Source organism: Stenotrophomonas maltophilia, from assembly GCF_047497515.2.
In the GTDB taxonomy this organism is placed as follows: Bacteria; Pseudomonadota; Gammaproteobacteria; order Xanthomonadales; family Xanthomonadaceae; genus Stenotrophomonas.
On record NZ_JAXAXL020000003.1, the window covers coordinates 226,324 to 252,009 of the forward strand.

Genomic DNA, 25,686 nt, shown 5'->3' on the forward strand with positions numbered 1-25,686 from the left:
GAACCTGAAAGCCGTTGCGCGGAGCCAAATACCGAGCTGATTGCGACATCCAGCGACCTCAGGTCACCACCACCAACGGCACACCACGCCGCGGATGCTCCAGCACCACCACATCCTGCTGGTAGACCCGCTGCAGGTTGTCCTCGGTCAGCACCTGCAACGGCGTGCCGTCTGCCGCCACCCTGCCCTGCTCCAGCAGCACGATGCGATCGGCATAGCCCGCTGCCAGATTCAGATCATGCAGCACCACGATCACGCAGGCACCGGCTTCGGCGCAGGCCCGCACGCTGCGCAGGGTGCGCTCCTGGTGGCGCAGGTCCAGCGCGGCGGTCGGCTCGTCCAGCAGCAGCAGCGGCGTGTCCTGAGCCAGTACGCGCGCAAACGTGGTGCGCGCAGACTCGCCGCCGGACAGCTGCTGCACTTCGCGCAGGCGCAGCGCCTGCAGTTCGGCGGCATCGATCGCCGCTTCCACCTGGGCATCATCGGCAACCGGGTTGGGCGGGTGCGGCAAGCGCCCCATCGCCACCACTTCTTCCACGCTGAAGGCGAAACGCACGCCATGCTCCTGCGGCATCACCGCGCGTTCGCGCGCCAGCGGCCCAGCCTTGAAGGTAGCCAGCGGTTTGCCCAGCAGGCTCACCTCGCCCGCATCAGCGCGAAGATCACCGGCCGCCACCGCCAGCAACGTGGATTTGCCTGCGCCATTGGGGCCTACCAGCGCAGTCACCGTCCCTGGCTCGAACGCCAGCGAGATGCCGTGCAGGATTTCGCGCTGCTGGCGGCGCACCACCACCTCGTGCAGCTTCAACAGCACGCTCATGGCGCCGCCTTGCGGCGCTGCTGCAGCACCAGCCAGAGGAAGAACGGTGCGCCCAGCGCGGCCGAGAACAGGCCCAGCGGAATCTCCGCGGGGGGATCGAGCGTGCGTGCAGCAGTGTCGGCCACCACGATCAGCAGCGCGCCCAACAGCCCGGATAACGGCAGCAACCAGCGATGGCCTGGGCCGACCAGCAGGCGCGCCACGTGCGGCACCACCAGGCCAACGAAACTGATCGAACCGGCAAACGCCACCGCTGCGCCCACCAGCAGCGCACTGAACGCGACCAGGCGGCGACGGGTGCGGGTCACATCCAGCCCGAGGTGCTGTGCCTGGCGCTCGCCCAGCGCCAGCATGTCGAGCGGCGTGGCCAGCCGCTGCAGCGCGAACACGCCGATGGCGAACAGCGGCACGACCGCTGCCACATCGGCCCAGTTGGCGCGTGCCAACGAGCCCATCTGCCAGAACACCAGCGATTGCAGTTCGCTTTCGCTGGCGATGTAGGTAAGGAAGCCGATCAGCGCCGAGCAGAACGCGGCCATCGCGATGCCGACCAGCAGCAGCGTGGCATTGCCACTGCCCTTGCCCGGGCGCGCCAGCGCATAGGTCAGGCCGATGGCCAGTGCACCGCCGACGAACGCGGCGACCGGCACCAGCCAACCCGCCGCACCGGCAGCGCCGAGCACGATGGCGGCCACCGCCCCCAGTGCCGCGCCCTGGCTGACACCGACGATGCCCGGGTCGGCCAGGGGATTGCCGAACAGTCCCTGCAGGCTGGCGCCGGCCATCGCCAACGATGCGCCGACCATCGCACCCAGCAGCGCACGCGGGATGCGCAGCTGCCAGACCACGGCCAGGTCGCGACTGCTGACCGCCTGCGGATCAAGCAGCCCCAGCTTCACCCCCAGCGCCTGCACCACCTCCAGCGGCGGCAGTCGTAGCGGACCCACGGCAAACGACGCCAGCACCGCCCCCAGCAGTGCCAGCAACGCCATCATCAACATCATCCGCCCGCGACGGCGGCGCCGATCCGCCGGACTCATGCCTTCGGCAACGCCGCCAGGGCCTTGGCCAGGGCCAGCGCACCGGCACCGGAACCGACGCTGGTGTACTTCAGCTGCACGTCCGGCATCACCCAGACCCGATTGGCCTGCCCGGCCGGGGTCTGCTTCAGCGTCGGATAGGACTTCCACAGGCCTTCGGCGCCGCCGAACAGCTGCAGGTCATGCTCGGTCACCAGGATCACCTCCGGTGCCGCCGCGACCACGCCTTCGTTGCTCAGCTGCGAGTAGTTCTTCACCCCCGCCTCGGTACCGATGTTGACGCCACCGGCCAGCGCAATCAGCTGCGCCGAGGCGCTGTCGGCACCGGCCACGGTCGGCGCGCCACCTGCGCCGGTCGCCGAAACATGGATCACGCGCGGCGCATGGCCCAGGCCCTTGCCAATCGCTGCAGCCTCGTCGAGCTGACGCTGCACCTGCGTAGCAAGCGCCTGCCCTGCCTCGGCCAGCCCGAGGGCGGCGGCCACCTTGCGCACCTTGTCCGGCGCCGGCTGCAGATCGTCGATGACCACGGCCGGCTCACCCACTTCGCGCAGCTTCTTCGCCAGCTCGGTATGGCGGCGCAGGCTGTTGCCCAGGAACAACGAGCCCTGCAGGCTCAGCACGCCCTCTACGCCGGTGGTGCGATTGAACAAAAACTGGTGCGGCGCGGCCAGGCCGGCCTGGGTGGTGGTGTTGGTCGGCGCAGCAAATACCTGCTTGCCCAGCCCCAGCGCTTCGATCACCGCGATGACATCGTCGCCACCGGCGACGATGCGGCTGGTGTCGGCCACCTCGATATCGGCGCCGTCATCGGAATGCACCCTGGCCGGCAGCACGGCCTTCTGGTCGTGCAGAGCCGGCATCTCGGCACCGGCCACGCGCTGCCAGCCCGCCGGCAACGCACTGTCAGCTGCTGCCGAGGCGGCCGGCGCCTCTGCAGGCTTCTGGCCATCAGACGGGGCCGGCGCGCCACCGCAGGCGGACAGCGCCAGCGAAACAGCCAGCGGAAGCGCACACAGGCGCAGACGGGATGCGATGTTCATGGACGTTCTCCTTGCTGGCCGGGCGGCACACGCACCGCCCGGCCCGGTGACTTACTGCTTCGGGGTGATGCGGGTGATGCGATCACCCTTCGGGTCTTCGGCGCCGCGCGACTTGTTCACCGCGAACACATTGCCCTTGCCATCGGCGCGGACGTGGTTCGGCAGCGTGCCGCCCTCAAGGTTGGCGACCACCTTGCCATCGCCGTTGACCACGGTGACGGTACCGGCGCCGCGGTTGCTGACGTAGGCCAGGCCGGAGGCATCGTCGAAGGCGACGTTCAGTGCACCGGCACCGACCGGCACGTCATGCAGCACCTTGCCGGCGGCCACATCGACGATCAACAGGTTGTCGGTGCCCTGCGAGGCCACGTACAGGCGGTTGCGTGCGGCATCGAAGGCGACGCCGGAGGCGCTGATCGAATTGCCCAGGTCGATGACCTTGTCGACCTTGCCGCTGGCCACGTCGATCACCGCCGCTTCCGGCGTACCGATGCTGACGGTGAACAGCTTGCCGCCCTTCTCGTCCAGCACCAGGCTCATCGGGGTGAACTTGCCGTCGTCCACGCCGGACTCCAGCGTCACCGGCGGCAGCTCCTTGAGGGTCTTGGCGTCGAACACCGACAGGTGGTCCTCGCCGGTGGCCGAGGCGAACACCTTGCCGTGGGTACCGTCGACCACCACGTCGCGCGCGTGCGGCACGGCATCGACCGGGAACTGGTGGACCAGCGACAGGTCCTTCTGGCGATAGACCGCGATCGAGTTCTGGCGGGTATTGGTGACCCAGACATTGCCGTTGGTGTCATCCACGCCCACGCCATAGACCGCGTACACCGCACCGTTGGTGCTGCCCGGCACCTGTGCCGGGGTGATCGCCTTGGTCACCTTCAGCGTCTTCGGGTCCAGCTTCAGCAGCTGCGACTGGGTCACCGGCGGGCGGCCCACCGCCGAAGTCACGAACACCGCGTTGCTGGCGGCACTGTAGGCGGACTGGTACAGGCCCGGCACCAGCTTGTTGGACTGGGTGGCGAACTGCGCCTGGCCCGACAGCGGCAGCTGCGGCGAGACGCGCAGCTTCAGCACCGTGGCCGCGGCCGGCTGGCTGGCACGCACCACCACCGGGTGGGTGCCGGGCACCGCATCGGCCGGAATGCTCAGCTGGGTCTTGAAGTTGCCATCGGCATCGACCACCACCGGCTGCGCGTTGAGCACGCTGTCGCCACGCAGCAGGCTGACCTTCTGGCCCGGCACGAAACCGCGGCCGACCACGTCGGCGGTGCTGCCGGGAACCACGTTCTCACCGCGTGAGACAACCTGGCCCTTGAAGGTGGCGTTGGCCGGTTGGTCGAACACCGGCTGCGCAGTGGCGGTCACTGCCAGCAACAGGCCTGCGGCCAGGGAAGTGAGACGGAAAGACGGACGGAACGACATGGAAGGCTCCTTGCACACGTAGGCCGCGCCACGTGGCGCGGAAGTCATCGGTTGCCTGGGCCGCTGCACGTCGGCAGCCTCGCCTGGGTAGTGGGGTCGCACGGCATCGCGTGCGAGGGGATTCATTCGGCGGCGTTGTCACTGCCAGTGGCAGCGCCGTCGCCCGCGCTGCGATCGGTGACGCCATACAACTCATGCAGCGCAGCGTGGAACGAGGCTGGCAGCATCGGACCGTGGCCGAGGCCATCGAACTCGCGGTAGTGCACGCTCAGCCCGGGCACCTTGCCCAACCGCTCGGACAGCTGCATCGCTGCGTCCGGGGTGGCGCCGCCGATGCGGCGCAGGTGCGCGACCACGCGCGGGTTGTTCATGTCGCGCTTGCCGCGGTCACCGATGCGCTCCGCGCCGCCCAGCATCAACCAGAGCTTTGCGTGCTGGCCGTGCACGTTCTGCACGAACTGCTGTTCCGGATCGCCCAGCGCCGCACCCTGGCTCCACCACAGCGACGGGCTGGCTGCCAGGTAGGACTGGAAGGCGGCCGGGCGGGTGTACAGCGCGTTGAGCACGAACAGGCCGCCCAGCGAGTGGCCCCACAGCGCTTGCTGCTGCGTATCGATGCGTGCGCGGCGCTCGACCTCGGGCTTGATCCGCCGCTCGATCACATCAAGGAACGCGGCGGCGCCCCCGCCTACTGCCTGGGTCGTGCCGCTCTCGTCGTCGGCGCGGTCGATCCACGCGGTGTAGTCGCGGGTGCGCGCCTTCGAATCGATGCGCAGGTCGTTGTCGTAGCCGATCAGCACCAGCACCGGCGGCGCCTTGCGTGCCGCCAGTTCGGCCAGGATCGGCTGGTCCAGCACCATCGCCACGGCATTGCCGTCCAGCGCGTACAGCACCGGCAGCGGCGCCTTGCCCGCCTTTGCCGGGATCGCCACGTTCGCCCGCCAGCGGCGTTGCTGGTCGGGGCTGTCCACCACGAAATGCTCGAAGCGATAGCTGGCCGCCGGCTCCTCGAGCACGGTGTGGCCGATCTTCTGCAGCGGATTGCGCTGCTGCGCATGGGCGTACGGAGTGGCCAGGAGCAGACCCATCATCAGGGCGGCGAGGCCGCGGGCCAGCGGACCACGGTGCGGAGGCAGGACAAGATGCTTCATCGGCGGCAGCAGAAGCGGCCCGTAGCCGCCGGTTCACAAGGGACCGCAGTCTACCTCAAACGCGAATGATTATCACATCGATCACACGTCACGCTGTGTATCACGCGCGCGCACGCCCGCTTGCACAAAAGGCGGAATTTCACCTATTTTGCCGCCCACCGGGGCATTGGACCGCCCCGCTTCCAGCGCAGCCATGGACGGCGGGCAGCCTGCCGCCGACCCGGTCGCGTTCATCCGCGCCACAACCACCATGGGATTGGATCCCATGATTGTGAGACCCCCTTGAAGCACACCACACTGATCGCCCTCACCCTCGGCCTGCTCGCGCCGCTGGCCGCCCATGCCGCACAGGATCTTCCGACGCTCTACCAAGCCTTTGAAGAAGCCGGCAATTCGACGCTGAGCATGCAGGAACTCAACCAGACGGTGACCTTCACCGCCGTGGCGCTGGGCGTTTCCAGCAACATGGCGGGCGAGCCGCTCATCGAGGCCGGCGATGACCAGGGCAATGTCCTGGCACGACTGACCAGCGATGATGAGCAGCAGGCGGCCAAACTGGGCGCACTGGAAGAAGGCGCTGTCTTCACCGCCAGCTGCACGCTGCAGTTCAGCTCGGGCACGGACTACCTGTCTTTCGGCAGTTGCAGCCTCAAGTAAAGACGAAGCCGGCGAAACGCCGGCTTCTTTTCTTTGCACCTGTAGCGTCGAGCCATGCTCGACTCATGCCAAGTTACGGCCCCGCAGGCACCGGGCCGTATGCATTTTCCTGCGGCGTACCGGGCAGCAGCGCGAACACGAAGATCACCAGGCCGCCGAACGGAATGAAGGCCAGCAGGTACAACCAGCCCGACTGGTTGCAGTCATGCAGGCGGCGCACGGTGACGGCGATGACCGGCAACAGGGTGGCCAGCCAGAACACGGCAAACAGGATGATCGACGCGATGCCCAGGCCGTCGGACTGCATCACCAAAGCGGTGATGAGCGGCACCATCAGGACGGCCGAGACGATCAACAGGAACAGCTGGAACATCCAGTATTCGCGACGGTTGGCACGGCCATCGAACTGCGCGTAGCGCTTCAACGGCAGAATCATTTCCTGCACGGCATCGATCCTTGAAAAGAGAAGCCGCGCAGTGTGCCAAATGCGCGTGCGCAGAACAATGTGGTGACGAACCACGCTCGACCGCCATTACCCCTGTAGAGCCGAGCCATGCTCGGCTGCTGTTCCAAGAGGTACCTGTAAGCCCATGCAAGAGCGGAGTCGAGCAAGCTCGACTCTACGGAAGCGGGGTCAACGGCCCTTGGCCGCCCTCGCCGCTTCGCGCTCGGCACGCAGCCGGTCCAGCTTTTCCTTCAGCTTGATTTCCAGGCCACGTGGCACCGGGTTGTAGTACACCCGCTCGCCCATCGCATCGGGGAAGCCGGTCTGGTCCAGCGCGATGCCACCTTCGGCGTCATGGTCATACTGGTACTCGGCGCCGTAGCCGAGCTCCTTCATCAGCTTGGTCGGCGCATTGCGCAGATGCAGCGGCACTTCTTCGGTGCCGCTTTCGCGCACATCGGCCTTGGCCTGGTTGAACGCCGCATAGCCGGCATTCGACTTGGCGGTGCTGGCCAGATAGAGCACCAGCTGGGCGAACGCAAGCTCGCCCTCCGGGCTGCCCAGCCGCTCGTAGATGTCCCAGGCTTCCAGCGCCATGCTCTGCGCACGCGGATCGGCCAGGCCGATGTCTTCGATGGCCATCCGGGTCAGGCGACGCGCCAGGTAGGACGGATCGCAGCCGCCATCGAGCATGCGGGTCAGCCAGTACAGCGCCGCATCCGGGTTCGAGCTGCGCACCGACTTGTGCAACGCCGAGATCTGGTCGTAGAACTGCTCGCCGCCCTTGTCGAAGCGTCGGGTGCGATCGGCGAGCACCTGGGTCAGGGTCTGCGGCGTGATGCGGCCACCCTCGCCGCCCGCCAGCTCGGCGGCGATTTCCAGCAGGGTCAGCGCACGGCGCACGTCGCCATCGGCGGCGGTGGCGATTTCCAGCAGCAGCTCGGGGGCGACCTCGATATGCTCTTCGCCCAGGCCGCGCTCGCGGTCACCCAACGCACGCTCCAGTGCCTCGACGATGTCCGTGGGCGAAACGCCTTCCAGCACATGCACGCGGCAGCGCGACAGCAGCGCCGAGTTCAGTTCGAACGACGGATTCTCGGTAGTGGCGCCAACGAACAGGATGGTGCCGCGCTCGATATGCGGCAGGAACGCATCCTGCTGCGCCTTGTTGAAGCGGTGCACTTCGTCCACGAACAGCACGGTGCGCCGGCCTTCGGCGAAGCGCTGCGCGGCTTCGGCCAGCACCTGGCGCACTTCCGGCAGGCCGGACAGCACCGCAGAGATGGCACGGAATTCGGCGTCGGAATACTCGGCCAACAGCAGCGCCAGCGTGGTCTTGCCGCAGCCTGGCGGCCCCCACAGGATCATCGAATGAACGCGACCGGATTCGACCGCGCGGCGCAGCGCACTGTCGGGCGCCAGCAGGCGCTTCTGCCCGACCATTTCGTCCAGGGTGCGCGGGCGCATGCGCTCGGCCAGCGGGCGCAGATGTTCCCGATCAACACTCAGCAGATCGGGGCCGGGGAAGGAGGTGGAGCGATGTCTTGGCACCGGCGCATTGTACCGCTTTCGCCAAGCAGGGCCGGACGAACGGCGGTAGTGCCGGCCGCTGGCCGGCAACCCCGCAATGTGTCGGAAATGGGCCGAAGCGGGCGCCACCGATACATCGGTAAGCCGCTGATTCACATGGAGCATGCTTTCGCGGGGCCCATGCATCCTTATCAGTAACCGAAAATCTGGAACTCAACCATTCAGGACCCACCCGTGCGCGATCCCGACTCCAATGTCCTCGAGTTCGTTGCTGGCTGCGCCGTCGACGCGGACATCTACTACCTGGCTGCAAGGATTGGCCCGGGGCACGAATGCTACGACCCTGATCCCGGCCCGCCCTCCCGGATGTTCTTCTATCAACATCAAACGGATGAGAAATGGTTCTATCACGACCTGTCCGACTGGCAGGTCGAGTCCGCCATCTTCATCCCTGAACAACAGGACGGGCGGGAGCGCCGTGTACTGGCCCTGGACTTCTACGGCCACCTTGAAGACCTCGCTCGATCAGGCACGAAATGCGAGCTCATTCCACCTGAAGGTGATCACTTCTGCGGGGGCCTGACCCGAGTTCGGCAACTGGGCAAGGATCTGTTCTGCTGTGGCGTGCACGGGATGATCTATCACCGTAGCGAGACTGGCTGGAAGCAGCTTCCCACCCACTTCCCCGCACCCGAACGCGGGAGTCTCAAGGACGATCTTGAGTCGATTGATTTCGACAACTGGCTTGCCTGCGTTGGCCATCTGTTCGAACTGGACGGTGTGCCACCACTACCCGCTGACCCTGCAGAGCGCGACGCAGAGCTTCGGCGAAGATTTGAAGAATCACGCGCCGATCTGGCGCAAATCGGCAAGAATCAAGCGGTCAAGCAGCTACTCGCTGAGTTGGATCTGGCCAGCGTGAATGACCTCTGCGGAACCGGCCTTACCGATCTCTATGCGATCGGTTCTGACGGCCTGATTGCGCACTGGGATGGGGCCATCTGGAATATTCCGGAGCCGATCACCTCCGCCGAACTGCTGCATGCATCCAGAACGGATTCGGGCGAACTGTTCCTGGTCGGTACCGAGGCAACAATCTTGATGGGGCAGATCAATACGGGTTTCACGCCGATCCCGCATCAGATCAGCCCCGAAGTCCCGTTCTATTGCGCTTGCAGGTACGGACAAGCCATCTACATCGGCTCAGAGAATGGACTCTATCTCTACAGCCCCAACTCTGGAGTGGTTGAACGCCTGAAGGCGGACATTCCTGAAGAACTGATGGATGCTGCAATTAACGACATCAGTTCCGCCGATGGCGTGCTGTGGGTACTGACACCCTGGGATCTGATTCGATTTGATGGCACCGTGTGGCAGGTGATCGTTCACCCGGACAACGGATGAGCCGGCCGAGAGCGTGCCAACCAAGGTTGGCACCCACCCAGGCAGTCAGCCCATGACCGGTAGTGCCGGCCGCTGGCCGGCAGATCAAAAGCGTGTCAACCAAGGTTGACACCCACCAAGGTGGTGCCGGTTGGCACCCACCAGAGCAGGTAGCGCCGGGCCATGCCCGGCGTCCCCGATCAGTTGCCGATGACGTCGGTGCCCTTCGGCGGGGTGAAGCTGAAGGTGCCGGCAGCGAAGCCCGGGTTGCGCTTCCAGCCAGTGAAGCTGATCACGGTGCGCTGGCCGACCGCGTCGGTGATTTCCATCTTGGCAAGGCCCTGGGCGTTGAAGCCCAGCGCAGCGTACTGGAAGCTGGCTTCGGTCTCGCGCTTCGGCGACAGCGACAGCCATTGCAGGCCATCACGTTTTGCGGCCTCTTCGCTGACGTCGTACTGCTGCTCCAGCAACGCCGGATTGATCAGCGCGGTCAGCGGGCTGTTCTGCTCTTCCTTGCCCTGCTCGCGCACGGTGGCCTGTTCCAGGTCCGGCTCATACATCCAGACCTTCTTGCCGTCGGCCACGATCAGCTGTTCGTGTGGGCGCACGTACTCCCAGCGGAACAGGCGCGGTGCGGACAAGGCAACGCGGCCGCTGGTCGATTCCTTCACCTTGCCGCGGCTGTCGAACACCTGCTGGCTGAACTGGCCATCCAGGCCCTTCAGGCCACTGGTGAAGCTCTTCAGGTCATCGCGGGCACCGGCCCAGACGCTGCCGGCAGCGGCGCAGGCCACGGCCAAGGTGGTGGTGGCAAGGAAACGGCGGAAGCGGAAGTTCATGCAGGAATCCTGTGGGCGCGAACGCCAGGAAAGGTGGTAGCCAGTGTGCCCGGAGAAACATGAATGGGCGATCAGGGCGACATTATGCCGCCCCGGACGTCCATCGGCGATTCAGCCGCCCGCGCCCGGCAGCTTGCCGTACAGCACCTGGCCACGGAAGCCGCGCCGCACTTCGCGATACAGCGCGCGGAACGCCGGGTAGTCCTGCGGTTGGCACAGCGCCTCCGGCCCACGTACCGCGTTCTGCTGCAGGCGGTGGCGCACGATCACGTCCTGGCCCTCGCGGCTCCAGTCCACCCGGTACTCACCGGCGGTGTTGCTGAAGCGCTGGCTGGCCGGGATCGCAATGATCGGCGCATTGGCCGGGAACTGCAGGCGGTAGGTTTCCTCGCGCAGGCTGGCATTGCAGTAGAACGGCGTCTCGTTGGCCGGCGCCGAGGCGGTGGCGTACAGACCGCGCACCGACTCGCCGCCCGGCGGATCGGGCACGGCCATGCCACCGGCCACGCTGAAGTCGGCGTAGTCCTCGGCCTGGAACGCCATGCGGTAGCCAAACGGCCGGGTCAGGTCGACCGGCACGCCCTGGATCTGCAGCTGCCCTCGCCCATCGAAGCCGGACGCGGCCATGATCTGCTCTTCAGCGCGCGCACGGTTCTGCGCGTTGAGCTGAGAAAACTGCGCGCGCATGCCGATCTCGGCATTCTCGCCCAGCTTCGGAATCGTCTCGCCGCGCAGGTTGCCATTGGCGTCGAAGGTGAAGCGCACTTCCATCGAGGTGGCATTGCGCTCCGGCGTGTTGGCCGGCGTGCGCGCCAGCGTGGCGTCGCGGGTGCGCATCACCGGGGCGCCCAGGTCACCTTCGGGCAGCTGGCCGAAGCGCGCCCACGCGGTGGTCGAATCCAGGTACAGATCAAACTCGGGAATGTAGGTGATGGCGTGGTTGAAGCGGCCCAGCACCGGAATCTTCGGGAGGGTCGGGCCGCCACCGGCGCCGATCAGCACCGGCGAACTGGCAATGCCCTTGGCCGCCAGCAGCGCTTCCAGGATCGTCACGTGGTCCTTGCAGTCACCATAGTGGTTGTCGAGGATGCTCTGCGCGCTGTTCGGCTCCAGGCCACCATTGCCCAGGTACACGGCCACATAGCGGATGTTCTGCGCCACCCAGCGGTACAGCGCATCGGCCTGCTCGCGGCGGTCGCTGATGCCGGCGGTGACCTGGTCGGCCAGCGCCTGCAGTTCCGGCGTGACCTGCGCGGCCGGGCCAGCCTTGAGCTGGTACGCGCGGCCCATCTGCGACCAGTCACGATAGGTGCTGGCCATGATGTTCGGGCCGAACTCCCAGCCCGCCGCTGACCAGTTCTGCGCCGGCATCGCCTCGCGACGCTGGTAGCGCCAGCGCCACTGCGCCTGGCCGTTCTTCACCGTCGGTCGGTCACTGCCCTGCACGCCACGGCTGTCGATGAACATCGGCAGGTTGGCCGGCGCACTCAGGGTGACCTCGGCGTCCTCGTACTCGGTGAATACATTGAAGGTCTCCCACAGGCCGAAATAGCCGGGGAAGTAAGGCGTGGCCTGGGTGCGGCGCACCTGGTAGTACAGGTGCGTGCCCGGTGCCAGGTTCGGGAACACGATCACCCGCACCTTGCGGTCGGCGTACATTGCCGCCGAAGCGCTGGAGTAGCTCTCCTGGGTGTAGATGCGGTCGGCCGGCACGTCGCGGCGCTGGCCGTCGGCGGTGATGGTGTAGGCGCCCAGCACTTCCAGCGTCTCCATCTTCTCGCTGTAGCTCAGTCGTACCTGGCTGAACTGCTCGACGGAGGCCTTGGTCTTGAGAAGGACTTCGTAGGTTTCAGTCTGCACATTGCCCGCATCCGGCCGCACCTGGTAGTCGGCGCGGTAACGGACAATGCTGAAATTGTTGCTGGCTTCGGTATCGCCGCTGGTGGAAGGCGGCGCCGTAGCGGGCGCGGAGGTGGCGGTGTCTGCCAGTGCCGGGCCGGCAGCCAGGAAGGCTGCCAGCGCCAGTGCCAGCGCGCTGGGTACGGGGTGAAGCATGCGTCGGTTCCTTGGACGTCGTGGGGGAAACGTCGGGTCTTACTTCGGCGGCGGCGGTGCCAGCACCGTGCGGTCGCCATTGTGCTCGGGTGGACTGACCACACCGGCCGCTTCCATGGCCTCGATCAGTCGCGCTGCACGGTTGTAGCCGATCTTCAGCCGGCGCTGCACGCCGGAAATAGAGGCGCGGCGGGTCTCGGTGACCACGCGCAGCGCTTCGTCATACAACGGGTCGGACTCATCGCCGGCAGAGCTGTTCTCGGGCAGGCCGGTGGCGCCGACGACCACGCCGTCACCCATCGTCTGCACTTCGTCCAGCACGCCGTCGACGTAGTCGGCCGGGCCCATCGCCTTGAGGTGTTCGACCACGCGATGCACTTCCTCGTCGGAGACGAAGGCACCGTGCACGCGCTCGGGCATGGCGGTGCCTGGCGGCAGGTACAGCATGTCGCCGTGGCCCAGCAGGGTTTCCGCACCGGACTGGTCGAGGATGGTGCGCGAGTCGATCTTGGAGCTGACCTGGAAAGCGATGCGGGTCGGGATGTTGGCCTTGATCAGGCCGGTGATCACGTCCACCGACGGGCGCTGCGTAGCCAGGATCAGGTGGATGCCGGCCGCACGCGCCTTCTGCGCCAGGCGCGCGATCAGTTCTTCCACCTTCTTGCCGACGATCATCATCATGTCGGCGAATTCGTCGATGAAGATGACGATGAACGGCAGCGTCTCCAGCGGGCGCGGCGCCTCGCCCAGTTCCGGGTTCGGCTTGAACAGCGGGTCCATCAGCGGCTGGCCGGCGTCCTGCGCTTCCTTCACCTTCTTGTTGAAGCCGGCCAGGTTGCGCACGCCCACCGCGCTCATCAGCTTGTAGCGGCGCTCCATCTCGGCCACGCACCAGCGCAGGCCGTTGGCGGCCTCCTTCATGTCGGTGACCACCGGCGCCAGCAGATGCGGGATGCCCTGGTAGACGCTCAGTTCGAGCATCTTCGGGTCGATCATCAGCATCCGCAGGTCTTTCGGCGAGGCCTTGAACAGCAGGCTCAGCACCATCGCGTTGACCGCCACCGACTTGCCCGAACCGGTGGTACCGGCCACCAGCAGGTGCGGCATGCGCGCCAGGTCGGCCACGGTCGAACGGCCGGCGATGTCCTTGCCCAGCGCCAGGGTCAGCACGCTGGCCGACTTGTCGTACTCCTTCGAACGCAGCAGCTCGGAGAGGTAGATCATCTCGCGGGTGACGTTGGGGATTTCCAGGCCGATCACCGATTTGCCCGGAATGACGTCCACCACGCGCACCGACTTCACCGACAGGCCGCGCGCGATGTCCTTGTCCAGCGAACTGATCTGGCTGACCTTGATGCCCGGCGCCGGCTCGATCTCGAAACGGGTGATGACCGGGCCGGGGTTGGCGCCGACCACCTGGGCGTCGATGCGGAAATCCTTCAGCTTGAACTCGATCTGCCGCGACAGCGCGTCCAGGGTTTCCTTGTCATACCCCACCGGCTGTGGCTTGGGATCGTCCAGCAGGGCCAGCGGCGGCAGGTCCGAGCCATCGCCATTGACGCCACGGAACATCGGGATCTGCGTGTCGCGCTTGGCCCGGTCACTCTTCTCGATCACCGGCTCCGGGCGTGGCTCGATCTTCACCGGCTCGCGCTTGGCGCGCACCTCGGCATCGGCCTTGCGCACTTCCTGGCGCTCCTCGCGCATCACCCGCGTCTGCTGCCACTCGGTGACTTCTTCCTTCTTGCGCGCCAGCAACGGTGCCAGCGACATCACGCCGCGGCCGATCTTCTCCATCACCGTGAACCAGGACAGCCCCGTCGCCAGCGTGATCGAGGCCAGCAGCAGCACCAGCACGAACAGGTTCGCGCCCAGCGCACCGAAGCCCACCGTGAGCGAGTTGCCGACCAGCTTGCCGAGAATGCCGCCAGCGCTGGAGACGTCGCCACTGAACAGGCGCACGTGCAGGAACCCCGTGCCGGCGATCAGGAAGCCCACCAGGCCGACCAGGCGCAGTGCAGGGTCAAGGTCGTTCTCGCCCTTGCTCTCGCGCTTCAGCCCGAACATGGCGATCCACGCCAGGGCGCCGAGCACTACCGGCAGCAGGAAGGCGATATAGCCGAACAACTGCAGCAGCACGTCGGCGATCCAGGCGCCGGCGCGGCCACCGAGGTTGTGCACCGGGGCAACCACGCTGCCGGTATGCGACCAGCCGGGGTCGGTGGCTGAATAGGTGAACAGACTGGCCGCCAGGTACAGCAGCGCCGGCGCGATGGCGATCAGGCCAAGGTCGCGCCAGAGGCGTTGGCGGCGTGGATTGTCGGTCGTCGCCGCCGCGGCCGTGCGACGTGACGCCTTGCTGTCGTCGGACTTGGAGCGTTCGGGGACCTGCTTCGCCACCTTAGACCATACCTTTGGAATGCGCTGTTAGTGATTGATAATAAATGAGACGGCGTCAGTTTTCAGTTATCCGGCGTCTGACGGGTTCCGCGGGGGCCGGAACAACCGATGGACAACGCCGTTCTGTTCATCGGCTTGAATCGCCCTGCCCCAGCCGCCACTCTATGACCAGCCACGGATGCTGCGCAAACATCGCCAGCGCCTTGTCCCATCTACCTTTTCGCGAGTCTACATGAGCACCAGCCTGCCCTCCCGCCACCAGCGCCTCGTCATCCTCGGTTCCGGCCCGGCCGGCTGGACCGCCGCCGTCTACGCCGCCCGCGCCAACCTGAAGCCGGTCGTCATCACCGGCCTGCAGCAGGGTGGCCAGCTGATGACCACCACCGAGGTGGACAACTGGCCGGGTGACGCCCACGGCCTGATGGGCCCGGACCTGATGGCACGCATGCAGGCCCACGCCGAGCGTTTCGAGACCGAGGTCATCTTCGACCACATCCATACCGCCGACGTCTCCCAGCGCCCGTTCAAGCTGATCGGTGACAGCCACGAATACACCTGCGATGCCCTGATCATCGCCACCGGCGCCACCGCCAAGTACCTGGGCATCCCGACCGAGGACGAGTTCAAGGGCCGCGGCGTGTCCGCCTGCGCCACCTGTGACGGTTTCTTCTATCGTGACCAGGACGTGGTCGTGGTCGGTGGCGGCAACACCGCCGTGGAAGAGGCGCTGTACCTGTCCAACATCGCCCGCAAGGTCTACCTGGTCCACCGCCGCGACACCCTGAAGGCGGAAAAGATCATGCAGGACAAGCTGTTCGCCAAGGTGGCGGCCGGCAAGATCGAGACCGTCTGGCACCACCAGGTGGAAGAAGTGCTGGGCAACGACGCCGGCGTGACCGGTGTGCGCGTGAAGTCGACCCTGGACGGAAGCACCCGCGACATCGAGGCCCACGGCTTCTTCGTGGCCATCGGCCACCACCCGAACACCCAGCTGTTCGACGGCCAGTTGGCCATGAACAATGGCTACCTGGAAATCCGCTCGGGCCTGGGCGGCAACGCCACCCAGACCTCGGTGGAAGGTGTGTTCGCCGCCGGCGACGTGGCCGACCAGCACTACCGCCAGGCGATCACCTCGGCCGGTTTCGGCTGCATGGCCGCCCTGGACGCCGAGCGCTTCCTGGACGCCGAAGGCAAGGCCGGCTGAAACGCTGACCGGACTCTGTAGCGTCGAGCCATGCTCGACGCAGGCAAAAGGCCGACGTCCATGCGTCGGCCTTTTTGTTTCATCTGCCCTATCCTTCCCTCATGCCCTCCGCCCGCTTCATCGAGTCCCTGCAGTGCATTCCCGCCGCCGATTGGGATGCCCTGCACGACGGCCGCAACCCTTTCGTCAGCCACGCCTTTCTCTGTGGGCTGGAACAACACGGGTGCCTGCGCGAGGACTGGGGCTGGCAGCCCCGGCACTTCACGCTATGGGAAGGCGACAGCCTGGTGGGCGCCATCCCGGGGTACCTGAAGACCAACTCGCATGGTGAGTTCGTGTTCGACCACGCCTGGGCCAATGCCTACGCGCGCCACGGCCGCGGCTACTACCCGAAGTGGCTGGGCGCGGTGCCGTACTCGCCGGTCACTGGCCCTCGGCTGCTGGCCCGTCACGATTCCGGGCGCGCCACATTGCTGCCGGCATTGCGCGAGGCACTGCCAGCGCTGGACGTGTCATCGGCCCACATCAACTTCCACACCGCCAGCGATGAGGCACTGTTCGGCGATGACTGGCTGCTGCGCGAGGATGTGCAGTTCCAGTGGCAGAACCCGGGTGACTGGTCCACGTTCGAGCAGTTCCTCGGCGCGATGGACCACAAGCACCGCAAGAACATCCGCCAGGAGCGCGCCAAGGTCGCGCGCCAGGGCATCACCTTCCGCGTGGTGCACGGCGATGAAGCGAGCCGCGCCGATCTGCAGGCGATGTACCGCTTCTACCTGCAAACCTTTCTTGAGTACGGCAACGCGCCGGCGCTGACCGAGGCCTTCCTGCGCCATCTGGCGATATCACTGGGGCGTGGACTAGTGCTGTTCCTGGCCGAGCTCGACGGCGAGCCGATTGCCGGTGCGCTGTGCCTGCGCGGCGGCGACACCCTGTATGGACGCTACTGGGGCGGCGCCACCCTGCCCGGCCTCCACTTCGAGGCCTGCTACTACCAGGGCATCGAGTACTGCCTGCGCGAAAGCGTGGCCCGGTTCGAGCCCGGCGCACAGGGCGAACACAAGCTGGCCCGGGGTTTCCTGCCCACCGTGGTGCGCAGCCGTCACTGGGTGGCCGATGCGGATTTCGCCGAGGCACTGCAGGAGTGGTGCCGGCAGGAGCGGCGCGACGTGCGGCGGTACCGGCAGGAGCTGCTGGGGCATAGCCCATTCCGCGCGGACGGGTGAACTGCCAACCAAGGTTGGCATCTACCGAAGCGACCGCCGGGCATGGCCCGGCGCTACCGGTGCGGTGCTCGCTACAATCACCCACATGACCCGCCCGCTGCCCTGGCGCCTGGCCGATGCGCCGGACGCGCCCTTCCCTCCGGCCGAGACCGCGCTGCGCCAGCCTGATGGCCTGCTCGCCGTGGGCGGCGACCTGCACCCGGCACGCCTGCTCAATGCGTATGCCGGCGGCATCTTTCCGTGGTTCAGCGAGGGCGAACCCATCCTGTGGTGGTCGCCGGACCCACGCATGGTGTTCCGCACCGACAGCGTGCATCTGTCCAGCCGTTTCCGCCGGCAGCTGCGTAGCAGCACCTGGGAGGTCACCGCCGACACCGCCTTCAGTCGTGTGATGCGCGCCTGCGCCGCGGCACCCCGGCCCGGCCAGGATGGCACCTGGATCAGCCCGGCGATGGTCGAGGCTTACAGCCAGCTGCACGATCTCGGCTTCGCTCATTCCTTCGAGGTCTGGGATCGGCAGACGCTGGTCGGCGGCATCTACGGGGTGGCCATCGGGTCGATGTTCTTCGGCGAGAGCATGTTCAGCGGCGCCAGCGGTGGCTCCAAGATCGCGCTGGCCGCATTGGCGCTGACCCTGCGCGGCTGGGGCTGGGAACTGATCGATGCCCAGGTGGAGAACCCGCACCTGCTGCGGATGGGCGCCGAGCATATGCCGCGCGCGCCCTTCCTCGACCACGTGCGCCACGCCGTGCGCCGCGAGGGCCGTGAAGGCCCCTGGACCCAGGCCATCGGACGCCTGCCGGCAACGCGTTTGGCCGAGGGTTAACACAAACTTTGCAAGCTGGCCCCGTCACGCGTAAAATGCTGCGCCTTAGGCCCAGCGTGGCCGTTTTCTGAACCGCACAGGACTACATGTCGAAAGACGATTCCATCGAGTTCGAGGGCACCGTCAGCGAGACGCTGCCGAACACCACTTTCCGCGTTCGCCTGGAAAATGGGCACGAAATCATCGCCCACATCTCCGGCCGCATGCGCAAGAACTACATCCGCATCCTTACCGGTGACCGGGTCAAGGTTGAAATGACCCCGTACGACCTGACCAAGGGTCGTATCACCTACCGCATGAAGTAAGCGGTCGGCGCCTGGCGCCACTTCGACAAGGCCAGCCCTCGTTGCTGGCCTTTTGTCATGCCCGGAATCCGGCCCTGCCGGAGGTCATCGTGACCGAACTCACCGTGGCGTCGGTCAGCCCTGCTTGCGGCAGATTCGCATTTGCGCCGACGCCGGCATCGTGGGATCCGATCCAGTCCGGATCGTCACCCCCCGCCCGATCATGAACGCCCTGCTCCCGCATGTCCTGCTGCCGGCAGTTCTGCTGGCCAGCCTCCCCCTGGTGGCACGCGCCACCGACGCCACCACACCCAGCGCCCCGACCGAATGCATCGCCGTCGGCGCCAACCGTGATATCCGCCCGTCCAGCACGGAACGCGAAGTGCTGCTGCGCGATGGCGACAACCACTATCGGATCCACCTGCAGAAGCGGTGCCTCGGCGCTGCCGCCTCGGCCAGCTATGTCTTCTTCACGCCCAGCACCCCCGAACGGATCTGTGGCGATGCGCGCAGCACGCTGCGCACCGACAGCAACCATTGCGGCGTGACCCGGATCGAGCCGATCGATGCGGCCACCTTCAAGCGCCTGGCCCAACAGGGGCGCTGAATGGCAGAAACAACAAGGGCGGCCGTAGCCGCCCTTGTTCCCTGTCACGCCCGGCATGTACCCCGGGGGGGGCTTACTCCACCGTCGCCGGCAGCAAGCGCTCCGGCTCGGCGTGGGTTTCGACCACCAGCTCGTCATCACGTACATCGATGCTGACCTTGCCGCCGTTGACCAGCTTGCCGAACAACAGCTCGTCGGCCAGCGGACGCTTGATCTTGTCCTGGATCACGCGGGCCATCGGGCGGGCACCCATCAGCGGGTCGAAGCCGTGGTGGGCCAGCCAGTCGCGCGCGGTCGGCGTGGCCGACAGGCTGACGTGCTTGTCCTGCAGCAGCATCTCCAGCTCGATCAGGAACTTGTCGACCACGCGCAGGATGTGCTCGAAGCCCAGCGGCTGGAACTGCACCACCGCATCGAGGCGGTTGCGGAACTCCGGGGTGAAGGCGCGGCGGATGGTCTCCATCGCGTCGGTGGCATGGTCCTGCTTGGTAAAGCCGATCGAACGCCGCGAGGCCTGCGCCGCGCCGGCATTGGTGGTCATCACCAGCACCACGTTCTTGAAGTTGGCTTCGCGACCATTGGTGTCGGTCAGCACGCCGCGGTCCATCACCTGCAACAGGATGTTGAAGATGTCCGGATGCGCCTTCTCGATTTCGTCCAGCAGCAGCACGCAGTGCGGGGTCTTGACGATCTTTTCGGTCAGCAGTCCGCCCTGATCGAAACCGACGTAACCCGGGGGCGCACCGATCAGGCGGCTGATCGAATGCGGCTCCATGTACTCGGACATGTCGAAGCGGACCAACTCGATGCCCAGCTGCAGCGCCAGCTGCTTGGTGACCTCGGTCTTGCCGACACCGGTCGGGCCGGCGAACAGGAAGTTGCCGATCGGCTTTTCCGGATTGCCCAGCCCCGAACGGGCCAGCTTGATGGCCGACGCCAGGGTGCCGATGGCCGGGTCCTGGCCGAAGATCACCATCTTCAGGTTGCGCTCCAGGTGCTGCAGCACGTCCTTGTCGGTGGCACTGACCTGCTTGGCCGGGATCCGCGCCATCTTGGCGACGATCGCCTCCACCTCCTCGACGTCGATCAGCTCCTTGCGCTGGCCTTCCGGCAGCAGCCGCTGGCGGGCGCCGGCCTCGTCGATGACATCGATGGCCTTGTCCGGCAGCAGGCGGTCGCCGATGTGCTTCACCGACAAGTCGACTGCGGCCTGCAGCGCTTCGTCGGAATAGGTCACCCCGTGGTGCGCCTCGTACTTGGACTTCAGACCCTGCAGGATTTCGTAGGTCTCGCCCACGGTCGGCTCGACGATGTCGATCTTCTGGAAGCGGCGGGCCAGCGCGCGATCCTTCTCGAAGATGCCGCGGTATTCCTGGAACGTGGTCGAGCCGATGCAGCGCAGCTCACCCGAGGCCAGCGCGGGCTTGATCAGGTTGGAGGCGTCCATGGTGCCGCCCGACGCCGAACCGGCACCGATGATGGTGTGGATCTCGTCGATGAACAGCACCGCATTGGGAACCTTCTTCAGCGCGGTCAGCACGCTCTTCAGGCGCTTCTCGAAATCGCCGCGGTACTTGGTGCCTGCGACCAGCGCACCGAGGTCCAGCGAGTAGATCACCGCGTCGGCCAGCACCTCGGGCACCGAACCCTCGATGATGCGGCGGGCCAGACCCTCGGCGATGGCGGTCTTGCCAACACCCGCCTCGCCCACGTACAGCGGGTTGTTCTTGCGACGGCGGCACAGGACCTGGATGGTGCGCTCGATCTCGTCGGCACGGCCGACCAGCGGGTCGATGCGCCCGGCCCGGGCCTGCTCGTTGAGGTTGCTGGCGAACTCGGTCAGGGCATCGCCCTTCGGCTCGCCCTCCCCGCCCTCCATGCGGCTCTCGCCTTCGGAAGAGGAGGACGGTTGTTCGCCTTCCTCACCCAGCTTGGCGATGCCATGGGACAGGTAATTGACCACATCCAGCCGGGTCACATCCTGCTGGTTGAGGTAATAGACGGCGTGGGAGTCCTTCTCGCCAAAGATGGCGACCAGCACATTGGCGCCGGTGACCTCCTTCTTGCCCGAGGACTGCACGTGGTAAACGGCCCGCTGCAGCACGCGCTGGAAGCCCAGGGTCGGCTGGGTATCGCGGCCGTCGTCTTCGGCCAGGCGCGACACCGAGGCCTCGATGGCCTGCTCCAGTTCCTGGCGCAGGCGTTCGGCGTCGGCCCCACAAGCCTTCAGGACGGCCTGGGCGGACGGGTTGTCGAGCAGTGCCAACAGCAGGTGTTCGACCGTCATGAACTCATGCCGGGCCTCACGGGCGCGCTTGTAGCACTGGCCGATGGTGTGTTCGAGGTCTTTGCTGAACATGGATTACTCCGGCGGCAGATAGGGACAATATGCGGCCTGACTACGCGATTTCCATCACCCTAGCGGATTGCTGCGTTCAGATGGCGTTAGCAGTGCAGATTGCTTGATCTTCATTCACTCCAGGACCGCCCACCCAGCATGAGCGAACCCTACCTGAGCCGCTGGCGATTGCAGCGTGATGGCGAGACCATCCAAACGCCCCATGCCCGGCTCTGGCCGGTGCTGACTGCCGCCGGTGCACCGGCAATGCTGAAGGTCAGCAGCGAAACCGAAGAGCAGAACAGCCATCGCCTGCTGCGCTGGTGGGATGGCGACGGCGCCGCCCGCCTGCTGGCCCACGAGGGGCCGGCGATCCTGATCGAGCGCGCCCGCGGTGATTCGTTGCGGCGACGCTCGATCAAGGGCGACGATGACGCCTGCACCACGATCCTGTGCCAGGTCCTGCAGCGGCTGCACCAGCCACGGAGGGCGCCACCCGCGGAACTGGTCTGCCTGCGTACATGGTTCGCCGACCTGCTGCAGCCAAGGGCCGCGCTGCCGCCACTGCTGGAACAGTGCAGATCACTGGCGGAGGGGTTGCTGCAGGACGAACGGGAGATCCGGCCCCTGCACGGCGACCTGCACCACGACAACGTGCTGGATTTCGGGGCGCGCGGCTGGCTGGCGATCGACCCGAAGCGACTGCTGGGCGACCGCGCCTTCGATTACACGACACTGTTCAGCAACCCGGATCTGTGCGGCCCGGGCATCCGCGTCGCCACGCGTCCCGAGCGGTTTGCCGCCCGCCTGCAGCAGGTCGGCGCACTGGCCGGCCTGGAACGCACGCGCCTGCTGCGCTGGATCGCGGCCAGCATGGGGTTGTCGGCGGTGTGGTTCCGCGATGACGGCGACCCGGCCGATATCGACGAGGCGGTGGTGCGGATGGCCTTGCAGGCGCTGGCGGATGGGTGATCCGCGCTTGGCAGGCGCCCAACGTGGCAGGGACACCCCGCCCGCGGTGATGCAGGCTTCTGCCCTGGCAGGTGCCCACCTTGGTGGGCACATCCCGTCCGGGGATCGATACAGGCGTGCCCTGGTAGGTGCCCACCTTGGTGGGCACGCCCCGTCCGGGGATCGATACAGGCCCGCGCCCTGGTAGGTGCCCACCTTGGTGGGCACAACGGGTCCGGAATCAATTTGCCCGGACGAGAATCAGTCGCCGGTCAGGCCTTTTCCATCGTGCACAGCAACGGATGCTGGTTCATCCGCGAGTACTCGTTGACCTGCGCGACCTTGGTCTCGGCCACTTCGCGGGTGAACACCCCGCACACCCCGCGGCCGCGGGTATGCACGTGCAGCATCACCTGCGTGGCCTTGTCCAGGTCCATGCTGAAGAACTGCTGCAGCACGTCCACCACGAAATCCATCGGGGTGTAGTCGTCGTTGAGCAGCATCACCTGGTAGAACGGCGGCGGCGCCACTTCCGGGCGCGCGGGCTCCACGGCAACGCCGTGCTCGTGATGGGAATCGGGGGAAGACTCATGGGGCATCTGCCCATTATAGAGGTTGCGCCGGGCCTGCGTCGGCCCGACCCGGATTGGACGGCACGGACGCCCCCCGTCACAATTGCATCTTCTTTCAAATATGCTTCACAGGATCTTCATGAAAAGGACCCTTCTGCCTGCCCTGCTGATCGCGCTGGCCGCCGCTGGCTCTGCCACTGCCGCGACCGAGGCCGACAAGGCGGTGGCCCGCCACCTGGACAAGCTGGGTTACACCTACGAAGTCGACGAGGATGGCGACTACCGGATGGTGTTCGATGTCGAGGGCGACCGCACCCAGATGGTCTACGTGCGTTCGGCAGTGGAGGACTTCGGTACCCACAACATCCGTGAGATCTGGTCGCCGGGCTACAGCACCAAGACCAAGCAGTTCCCCGTGGCCGTGGCCAACCGCCTGCTGGAAGACTCGCAGGATGCCAAGATGGGCGGCTGGGTGAAGCAGGACACCACGGCGATGTTCGTGGTGAAGATCGACGCCGATGCCACCGCCGACCAGCTCAGCGACGCCATCGATGCGGCCATCCGCACCGCCGACGCGATGGAACTGGAACTGACCAAGAAGGACGAGTTCTGAAGTGAACGCCACGCCGGACCCGCGCTGGGCACCGCACGCCACCGTCGCCACGGTGGTGGTCGACGGCGGCCGCGTGCTGCTGGTCGAAGAGACCATCGATGGCCGCCCGGTGCTGAACCAGCCGGCCGGCCACCTGGAGCCCGGCGAAAGCCTGGCCGAAGCGGCCCTGCGTGAGACCGTCGAGGAAACCGGCTGGACGGTGCAGCTGACCCATTTCATCGGCTGCTACCAATGGACCGCGGGCGACGGCACCGCCTTCCTGCGCTTCTGCTATGCCGCGCGCCCACTCTCGCACGACCCGTCGCGGCCACTGGACGCCGGCATCGACCGCGCGCTATGGCTGACCCCGGCCGAGCTGCAGGCGGCCGGTGAGCGCCAGCGCAGCCCGCTGGTGTGGCAGGTGGTGGCCGATTACCTCGGTGGCCGGCGCCACCCGCTTTCGCTGGTCCGGGAGGTCGCATGAGCACCCCACGCGTGATGGTTGGCGTCTCCGGTGGCGTCGATTCCTCGGTCGCCGCCTGGCGGCTGGTGCAGCAGGGCGAAGCGGTCGCCGGCCTGTTCATGCAGAACTGGGCCGACGACGGCAGTGGCGATTGCCGCGCCGAGGATGATCGCCGCGATGCGGTGGCCGTCTGCGGCCTGCTCGGCATCCCGTTCCACTTCCGCGATTTCTCCAGCGAGTACTGGCAGGGCGTGTTCGAGCACTTCCTGGCCGAATACGCCGCCGGACGCACGCCGAACCCGGACGTGCTGTGCAACCGCGAAGTGAAGTTCAAGCACTTCCTGGACGCTGCCCGCGAGCTGGGTGCCGAGCGCATCGCCACCGGCCACTATGCGCGGGTGACCCGGCGCGGCGGCCAGTGGCTGCTGCTGCGTGGCGCCGACCGTTCCAAGGACCAGAGCTATTTCCTGCATCAGCTTGGGCAGGAGCAGCTGGCGGCGACGCTGTTCCCGATCGGCGACCTGGAAAAGAGCGACCTGCGCCGGATCGCCCGTGACGTGAGCCTGCCGACCCACGCCAAGAAGGACTCCACCGGCATCTGCTTCATCGGCGAGCGCGACTTCCGCGAGTTCCTCGGCCGCTACCTGCCGGCCAAGCCCGGCCAGATCCTCGACCCGGCCGACGGCAGCGTGATCGCCGAGCACCCGGGCGTGTTCTATTTCACCCTGGGCCAGCGCGAGGGCCTGAACATCGGCGGCGTGCGCGGCCGCCCGGCAGCGCCGTGGTACGTGGTCGGCAAGGACGTGGCCAGCAACGTGCTGTACGTGGACCAGGACCGTGAGAGCCCGTGGATGCTGTCCGAGCGCCTGCGCTCGGAGGCCGCGCACTGGATTGCCGGTTCACCGCCGGCACGGCGCTTTGAATGCACCGCGCAGACCCGCTACCGCCAGCCCGACGAGCCGTGTACGGTCGAGGTACTGGACGACGGCAGCGTGCTGGTCACCTTCGCGCGCCCGCAGCGCGCTGTCACCCCGGGCCAGTCGCTGGTGCTGTACGACGGTGACGTCTGCCTCGGTGGCGCGGTGATCGCCGCCACCGACGCACCGCTGGAACAGCGCCTGCGCACCACCCCTTCTCCTTTTGAGGTAATCGCTGCATGAGTTTCACTGTCGACGACCGCGTCCTGGCCCTGGCCGGCATTGCCCAGGCCCTGCAGCAGGTACGCCGTATCGCCGATACCGGCCATTCCGACGCCGCCGCCGTGCGCACCGCCGTGGACAGCGTGTTCCGTGTCGATGCGTCCTCGCCGCAGGAGGTGTTTGGAGACCGCCATGCACTGAAGGCCGGGCTGCGCCTGCTGCACAACTACTTCCGCAGCCAGGGCCAGGACCCGATCCTGCCCAAGCTGGCACTGTCGGTGCTGCAGCTGGAGCGACGCTTCGTTCAGGATGGCGCCACCGTGAACAAGGTCGCCTCGGGAATCGAGCGCGCCCAGCGCCAGGCCGTCGAACTGGGCGACAGTGGCCACCCGGACGTGCTGGCCAACCTGGGCGGCCTGTATGCCGACACCATCAGCCACCTGAAGCCGCGGGTGATGGTGCAGGGCAACCCCCACTACCTGGGCCAGGCCGGCGTGGTCGCCGAGATCCGTGCCCTGCTGCTGGCGGCGGTGCGCTCGGCGGTGCTGTGGCGCCAGCTGGGTGGCAGCTACTGGGACTTCCTGTTCAGCCGCAAGGCCATGATCGAGGCCGTGGACCGCCAGCTGGCGTGAGGTCGTGGGGTCGGATCCCTTTCCGACACGGAAAGGGCCCTGACCCCTGAGCTACCAAGGC

Annotated in this window: 24 protein-coding genes; 12 read left to right on the plus strand and 12 right to left on the minus strand. The window is 66.7% G+C overall.

The features are described from left to right. Positions 1–58: 58 nt before the first annotated feature. The 5 genes from ACMZPQ_RS07955 to ACMZPQ_RS07975 form a co-directional block, all read right to left on the minus strand. Complete coding sequence (locus ACMZPQ_RS07955; protein WP_197580152.1) at positions 59–820, minus strand: heme ABC transporter ATP-binding protein; 762 nt, start codon at positions 818–820, stop codon at positions 59–61. Beyond that, the gene (locus tag ACMZPQ_RS07960) at positions 817–1,860 is read right to left on the minus strand and encodes a FecCD family ABC transporter permease (protein WP_197580151.1); all 1,044 of its coding nucleotides are present in this window, start codon (positions 1,858–1,860) and stop codon (positions 817–819) included. Before ACMZPQ_RS07960 ends, ACMZPQ_RS07955 begins: the two co-directional genes overlap by 4 nt. After that, positions 1,857–2,903, minus strand: coding sequence for an ABC transporter substrate-binding protein (locus ACMZPQ_RS07965; protein ID WP_197580150.1), 1,047 nt, complete (start codon positions 2,901–2,903; stop codon positions 1,857–1,859). Before ACMZPQ_RS07965 ends, ACMZPQ_RS07960 begins: the two co-directional genes overlap by 4 nt. 51 nt (positions 2,904–2,954) lie before the next feature. Continuing rightward, positions 2,955–4,331: a YncE family protein gene (locus ACMZPQ_RS07970; protein WP_197580149.1), complete on the minus strand. Its 1,377-nt coding sequence runs from the start codon at positions 4,329–4,331 to the stop codon at positions 2,955–2,957. A 122-nt stretch (positions 4,332–4,453) separates the two neighbouring features. Beyond that, positions 4,454–5,482 (minus strand): alpha/beta hydrolase, encoded by a 1,029-nt coding sequence (locus tag ACMZPQ_RS07975; RefSeq protein WP_197580148.1) that lies wholly within the window; start codon positions 5,480–5,482, stop codon positions 4,454–4,456. A 282-nt stretch (positions 5,483–5,764) separates the two neighbouring features. Between ACMZPQ_RS07975 and ACMZPQ_RS07980 the strand changes: the two genes are divergently transcribed. Then, positions 5,765–6,139: a hypothetical protein gene (locus tag ACMZPQ_RS07980; protein WP_197580147.1), complete on the plus strand. Its 375-nt coding sequence runs from the start codon at positions 5,765–5,767 to the stop codon at positions 6,137–6,139. Between the two features lie 73 nt (positions 6,140–6,212). Here the strand turns inward: ACMZPQ_RS07980 and ACMZPQ_RS07985 are convergent, their stop codons facing one another. Further along, positions 6,213–6,584, minus strand: coding sequence for a DUF805 domain-containing protein (locus ACMZPQ_RS07985; protein WP_197580146.1), 372 nt, complete (start codon positions 6,582–6,584; stop codon positions 6,213–6,215). 189 nt (positions 6,585–6,773) lie between these two features. Further along, positions 6,774–8,051 carry a replication-associated recombination protein A gene (locus ACMZPQ_RS07990; protein WP_241885078.1) on the minus strand — a complete coding sequence of 426 codons (1,278 nt, stop codon included), beginning with the start codon at positions 8,049–8,051 and terminating at the stop codon, positions 6,774–6,776. 297 nt (positions 8,052–8,348) lie between these two features. Here ACMZPQ_RS07990 and ACMZPQ_RS07995 point away from each other — a divergent pair, with 297 nt between their 5' ends. After that, positions 8,349–9,518 carry a hypothetical protein gene (locus tag ACMZPQ_RS07995; RefSeq protein WP_197580144.1) on the plus strand — a complete coding sequence of 390 codons (1,170 nt, stop codon included), beginning with the start codon at positions 8,349–8,351 and terminating at the stop codon, positions 9,516–9,518. Positions 9,519–9,697: 179 nt separating this feature from the next. Here ACMZPQ_RS07995 and lolA read toward each other — a convergent pair whose 3' ends face one another. The 3 genes from lolA to ACMZPQ_RS08010 all read right to left on the minus strand — a co-directional run bounded on the left by lolA (position 9,698) and on the right by ACMZPQ_RS08010 (position 14,791). Then, entirely contained in the window at positions 9,698–10,336 is a 639-nt protein-coding gene (lolA, locus tag ACMZPQ_RS08000) for an outer membrane lipoprotein periplasmic chaperone LolA (protein ID WP_197580143.1), read from the minus strand. A 111-nt stretch (positions 10,337–10,447) separates the two neighbouring features. Next, positions 10,448–12,391 carry a DUF3857 domain-containing protein gene (locus ACMZPQ_RS08005; RefSeq protein WP_197580142.1) on the minus strand — a complete coding sequence of 648 codons (1,944 nt, stop codon included), beginning with the start codon at positions 12,389–12,391 and terminating at the stop codon, positions 10,448–10,450. Between the two features lie 39 nt (positions 12,392–12,430). Beyond that, positions 12,431–14,791, minus strand: a complete 2,361-nt coding sequence (locus ACMZPQ_RS08010; RefSeq protein WP_032127351.1) for a DNA translocase FtsK — start codon at positions 14,789–14,791, stop codon at positions 12,431–12,433. Between the two features lie 232 nt (positions 14,792–15,023). Here ACMZPQ_RS08010 and trxB point away from each other — a divergent pair, with 232 nt between their 5' ends. The 5 genes from trxB (at position 15,024) to ACMZPQ_RS08035 (ending at position 18,938) form a co-directional block, all read left to right on the plus strand. Then, entirely contained in the window at positions 15,024–15,995 is a 972-nt protein-coding gene (trxB, locus tag ACMZPQ_RS08015) for a thioredoxin-disulfide reductase (RefSeq protein WP_197580141.1), read from the plus strand. Positions 15,996–16,096: 101 nt separating this feature from the next. Beyond that, the gene (locus ACMZPQ_RS08020) at positions 16,097–17,221 is read left to right on the plus strand and encodes a GNAT family N-acetyltransferase (protein WP_197580140.1); all 1,125 of its coding nucleotides are present in this window, start codon (positions 16,097–16,099) and stop codon (positions 17,219–17,221) included. Between the two features lie 85 nt (positions 17,222–17,306). After that, positions 17,307–18,047: a leucyl/phenylalanyl-tRNA--protein transferase gene (gene aat, locus ACMZPQ_RS08025; RefSeq protein WP_197580139.1), complete on the plus strand. Its 741-nt coding sequence runs from the start codon at positions 17,307–17,309 to the stop codon at positions 18,045–18,047. Positions 18,048–18,133: 86 nt separating this feature from the next. After that, positions 18,134–18,352: a translation initiation factor IF-1 gene (infA, locus tag ACMZPQ_RS08030; RefSeq protein WP_005409596.1), complete on the plus strand. Its 219-nt coding sequence runs from the start codon at positions 18,134–18,136 to the stop codon at positions 18,350–18,352. Between the two features lie 202 nt (positions 18,353–18,554). Continuing rightward, a complete protein-coding gene (locus ACMZPQ_RS08035) occupies positions 18,555–18,938 on the plus strand; it encodes a hypothetical protein (protein ID WP_197580138.1) in 384 nt (127 codons plus the stop codon). Between the two features lie 73 nt (positions 18,939–19,011). On the opposite strand, the gene clpA is transcribed toward ACMZPQ_RS08035, so the two are convergent. Further along, positions 19,012–21,297, minus strand: coding sequence for an ATP-dependent Clp protease ATP-binding subunit ClpA (gene clpA, locus ACMZPQ_RS08040; RefSeq protein ID WP_197580137.1), 2,286 nt, complete (start codon positions 21,295–21,297; stop codon positions 19,012–19,014). A gap of 138 nt (positions 21,298–21,435) precedes the next feature. Between clpA and ACMZPQ_RS08045 the strand changes: the two genes are divergently transcribed. Beyond that, positions 21,436–22,248, plus strand: a complete 813-nt coding sequence (locus ACMZPQ_RS08045) for an APH(6) family putative aminoglycoside O-phosphotransferase (RefSeq protein ID WP_197580136.1) — start codon at positions 21,436–21,438, stop codon at positions 22,246–22,248. 251 nt (positions 22,249–22,499) lie between these two features. On the opposite strand, the gene clpS is transcribed toward ACMZPQ_RS08045, so the two are convergent. Beyond that, positions 22,500–22,826, minus strand: coding sequence for an ATP-dependent Clp protease adapter ClpS (clpS, locus tag ACMZPQ_RS08050; protein WP_006444529.1), 327 nt, complete (start codon positions 22,824–22,826; stop codon positions 22,500–22,502). Positions 22,827–22,938: 112 nt separating this feature from the next. On the opposite strand from clpS, the gene ACMZPQ_RS08055 reads away from it, so the two are divergent. Genes ACMZPQ_RS08055 through hflD form a run of 4 tightly spaced genes read left to right on the plus strand, consistent with a single transcriptional unit; the run spans position 22,939 to position 25,625 of the window. Beyond that, complete coding sequence (locus tag ACMZPQ_RS08055; RefSeq protein ID WP_197580135.1) at positions 22,939–23,412, plus strand: hypothetical protein; 474 nt, start codon at positions 22,939–22,941, stop codon at positions 23,410–23,412. A gap of 1 nt (position 23,413) precedes the next feature. Next, a complete protein-coding gene (locus ACMZPQ_RS08060; RefSeq protein ID WP_197580134.1) occupies positions 23,414–23,875 on the plus strand; it encodes an NUDIX hydrolase in 462 nt (153 codons plus the stop codon). Next, positions 23,872–25,014: a tRNA 2-thiouridine(34) synthase MnmA gene (gene mnmA / locus ACMZPQ_RS08065; RefSeq protein WP_197580133.1), complete on the plus strand. Its 1,143-nt coding sequence runs from the start codon at positions 23,872–23,874 to the stop codon at positions 25,012–25,014. The genes ACMZPQ_RS08060 and mnmA overlap by 4 nt, the downstream gene beginning before the upstream one ends. Next, on the plus strand, positions 25,011–25,625 hold the full coding sequence (gene hflD, locus ACMZPQ_RS08070) for a high frequency lysogenization protein HflD (protein ID WP_032127363.1): 615 nt from the start codon (positions 25,011–25,013) through the stop codon (positions 25,623–25,625). The genes mnmA and hflD overlap by 4 nt, the downstream gene beginning before the upstream one ends. Positions 25,626–25,686: the final 61 nt, after the last annotated feature.

Coding starts and splice junctions, on each gene's coding strand:
- ACMZPQ_RS07955 (WP_197580152.1), bottom strand. CDS start 820: ATGAGCGTGCTGTTGAAGCTGCACGAGGTGGTGGTGCGCCGCCAGCAG.
- ACMZPQ_RS07960 (WP_197580151.1), bottom strand. CDS start 1,860: ATGAGTCCGGCGGATCGGCGCCGCCGTCGCGGGCGGATGATGTTGATG.
- ACMZPQ_RS07965 (WP_197580150.1), bottom strand. CDS start 2,903: ATGAACATCGCATCCCGTCTGCGCCTGTGTGCGCTTCCGCTGGCTGTT.
- ACMZPQ_RS07970 (WP_197580149.1), bottom strand. CDS start 4,331: ATGTCGTTCCGTCCGTCTTTCCGTCTCACTTCCCTGGCCGCAGGCCTG.
- ACMZPQ_RS07975 (WP_197580148.1), bottom strand. CDS start 5,482: ATGAAGCATCTTGTCCTGCCTCCGCACCGTGGTCCGCTGGCCCGCGGC.
- ACMZPQ_RS07990 (WP_241885078.1), bottom strand. CDS start 8,051: ATGCGCCCGCGCACCCTGGACGAAATGGTCGGGCAGAAGCGCCTGCTG.
- lolA (WP_197580143.1), bottom strand. CDS start 10,336: ATGAACTTCCGCTTCCGCCGTTTCCTTGCCACCACCACCTTGGCCGTG.
- ACMZPQ_RS08005 (WP_197580142.1), bottom strand. CDS start 12,391: ATGCTTCACCCCGTACCCAGCGCGCTGGCACTGGCGCTGGCAGCCTTC.
- trxB (WP_197580141.1), top strand. CDS start 15,024: ATGAGCACCAGCCTGCCCTCCCGCCACCAGCGCCTCGTCATCCTCGGT.
- ACMZPQ_RS08020 (WP_197580140.1), top strand. CDS start 16,097: ATGCCCTCCGCCCGCTTCATCGAGTCCCTGCAGTGCATTCCCGCCGCC.
- aat (WP_197580139.1), top strand. CDS start 17,307: ATGACCCGCCCGCTGCCCTGGCGCCTGGCCGATGCGCCGGACGCGCCC.
- infA (WP_005409596.1), top strand. CDS start 18,134: ATGTCGAAAGACGATTCCATCGAGTTCGAGGGCACCGTCAGCGAGACG.
- ACMZPQ_RS08035 (WP_197580138.1), top strand. CDS start 18,555: ATGAACGCCCTGCTCCCGCATGTCCTGCTGCCGGCAGTTCTGCTGGCC.
- clpA (WP_197580137.1), bottom strand. CDS start 21,297: ATGTTCAGCAAAGACCTCGAACACACCATCGGCCAGTGCTACAAGCGC.
- ACMZPQ_RS08045 (WP_197580136.1), top strand. CDS start 21,436: ATGAGCGAACCCTACCTGAGCCGCTGGCGATTGCAGCGTGATGGCGAG.
- clpS (WP_006444529.1), bottom strand. CDS start 22,826: ATGCCCCATGAGTCTTCCCCCGATTCCCATCACGAGCACGGCGTTGCC.
- ACMZPQ_RS08055 (WP_197580135.1), top strand. CDS start 22,939: ATGAAAAGGACCCTTCTGCCTGCCCTGCTGATCGCGCTGGCCGCCGCT.
- mnmA (WP_197580133.1), top strand. CDS start 23,872: ATGAGCACCCCACGCGTGATGGTTGGCGTCTCCGGTGGCGTCGATTCC.
- hflD (WP_032127363.1), top strand. CDS start 25,011: ATGAGTTTCACTGTCGACGACCGCGTCCTGGCCCTGGCCGGCATTGCC.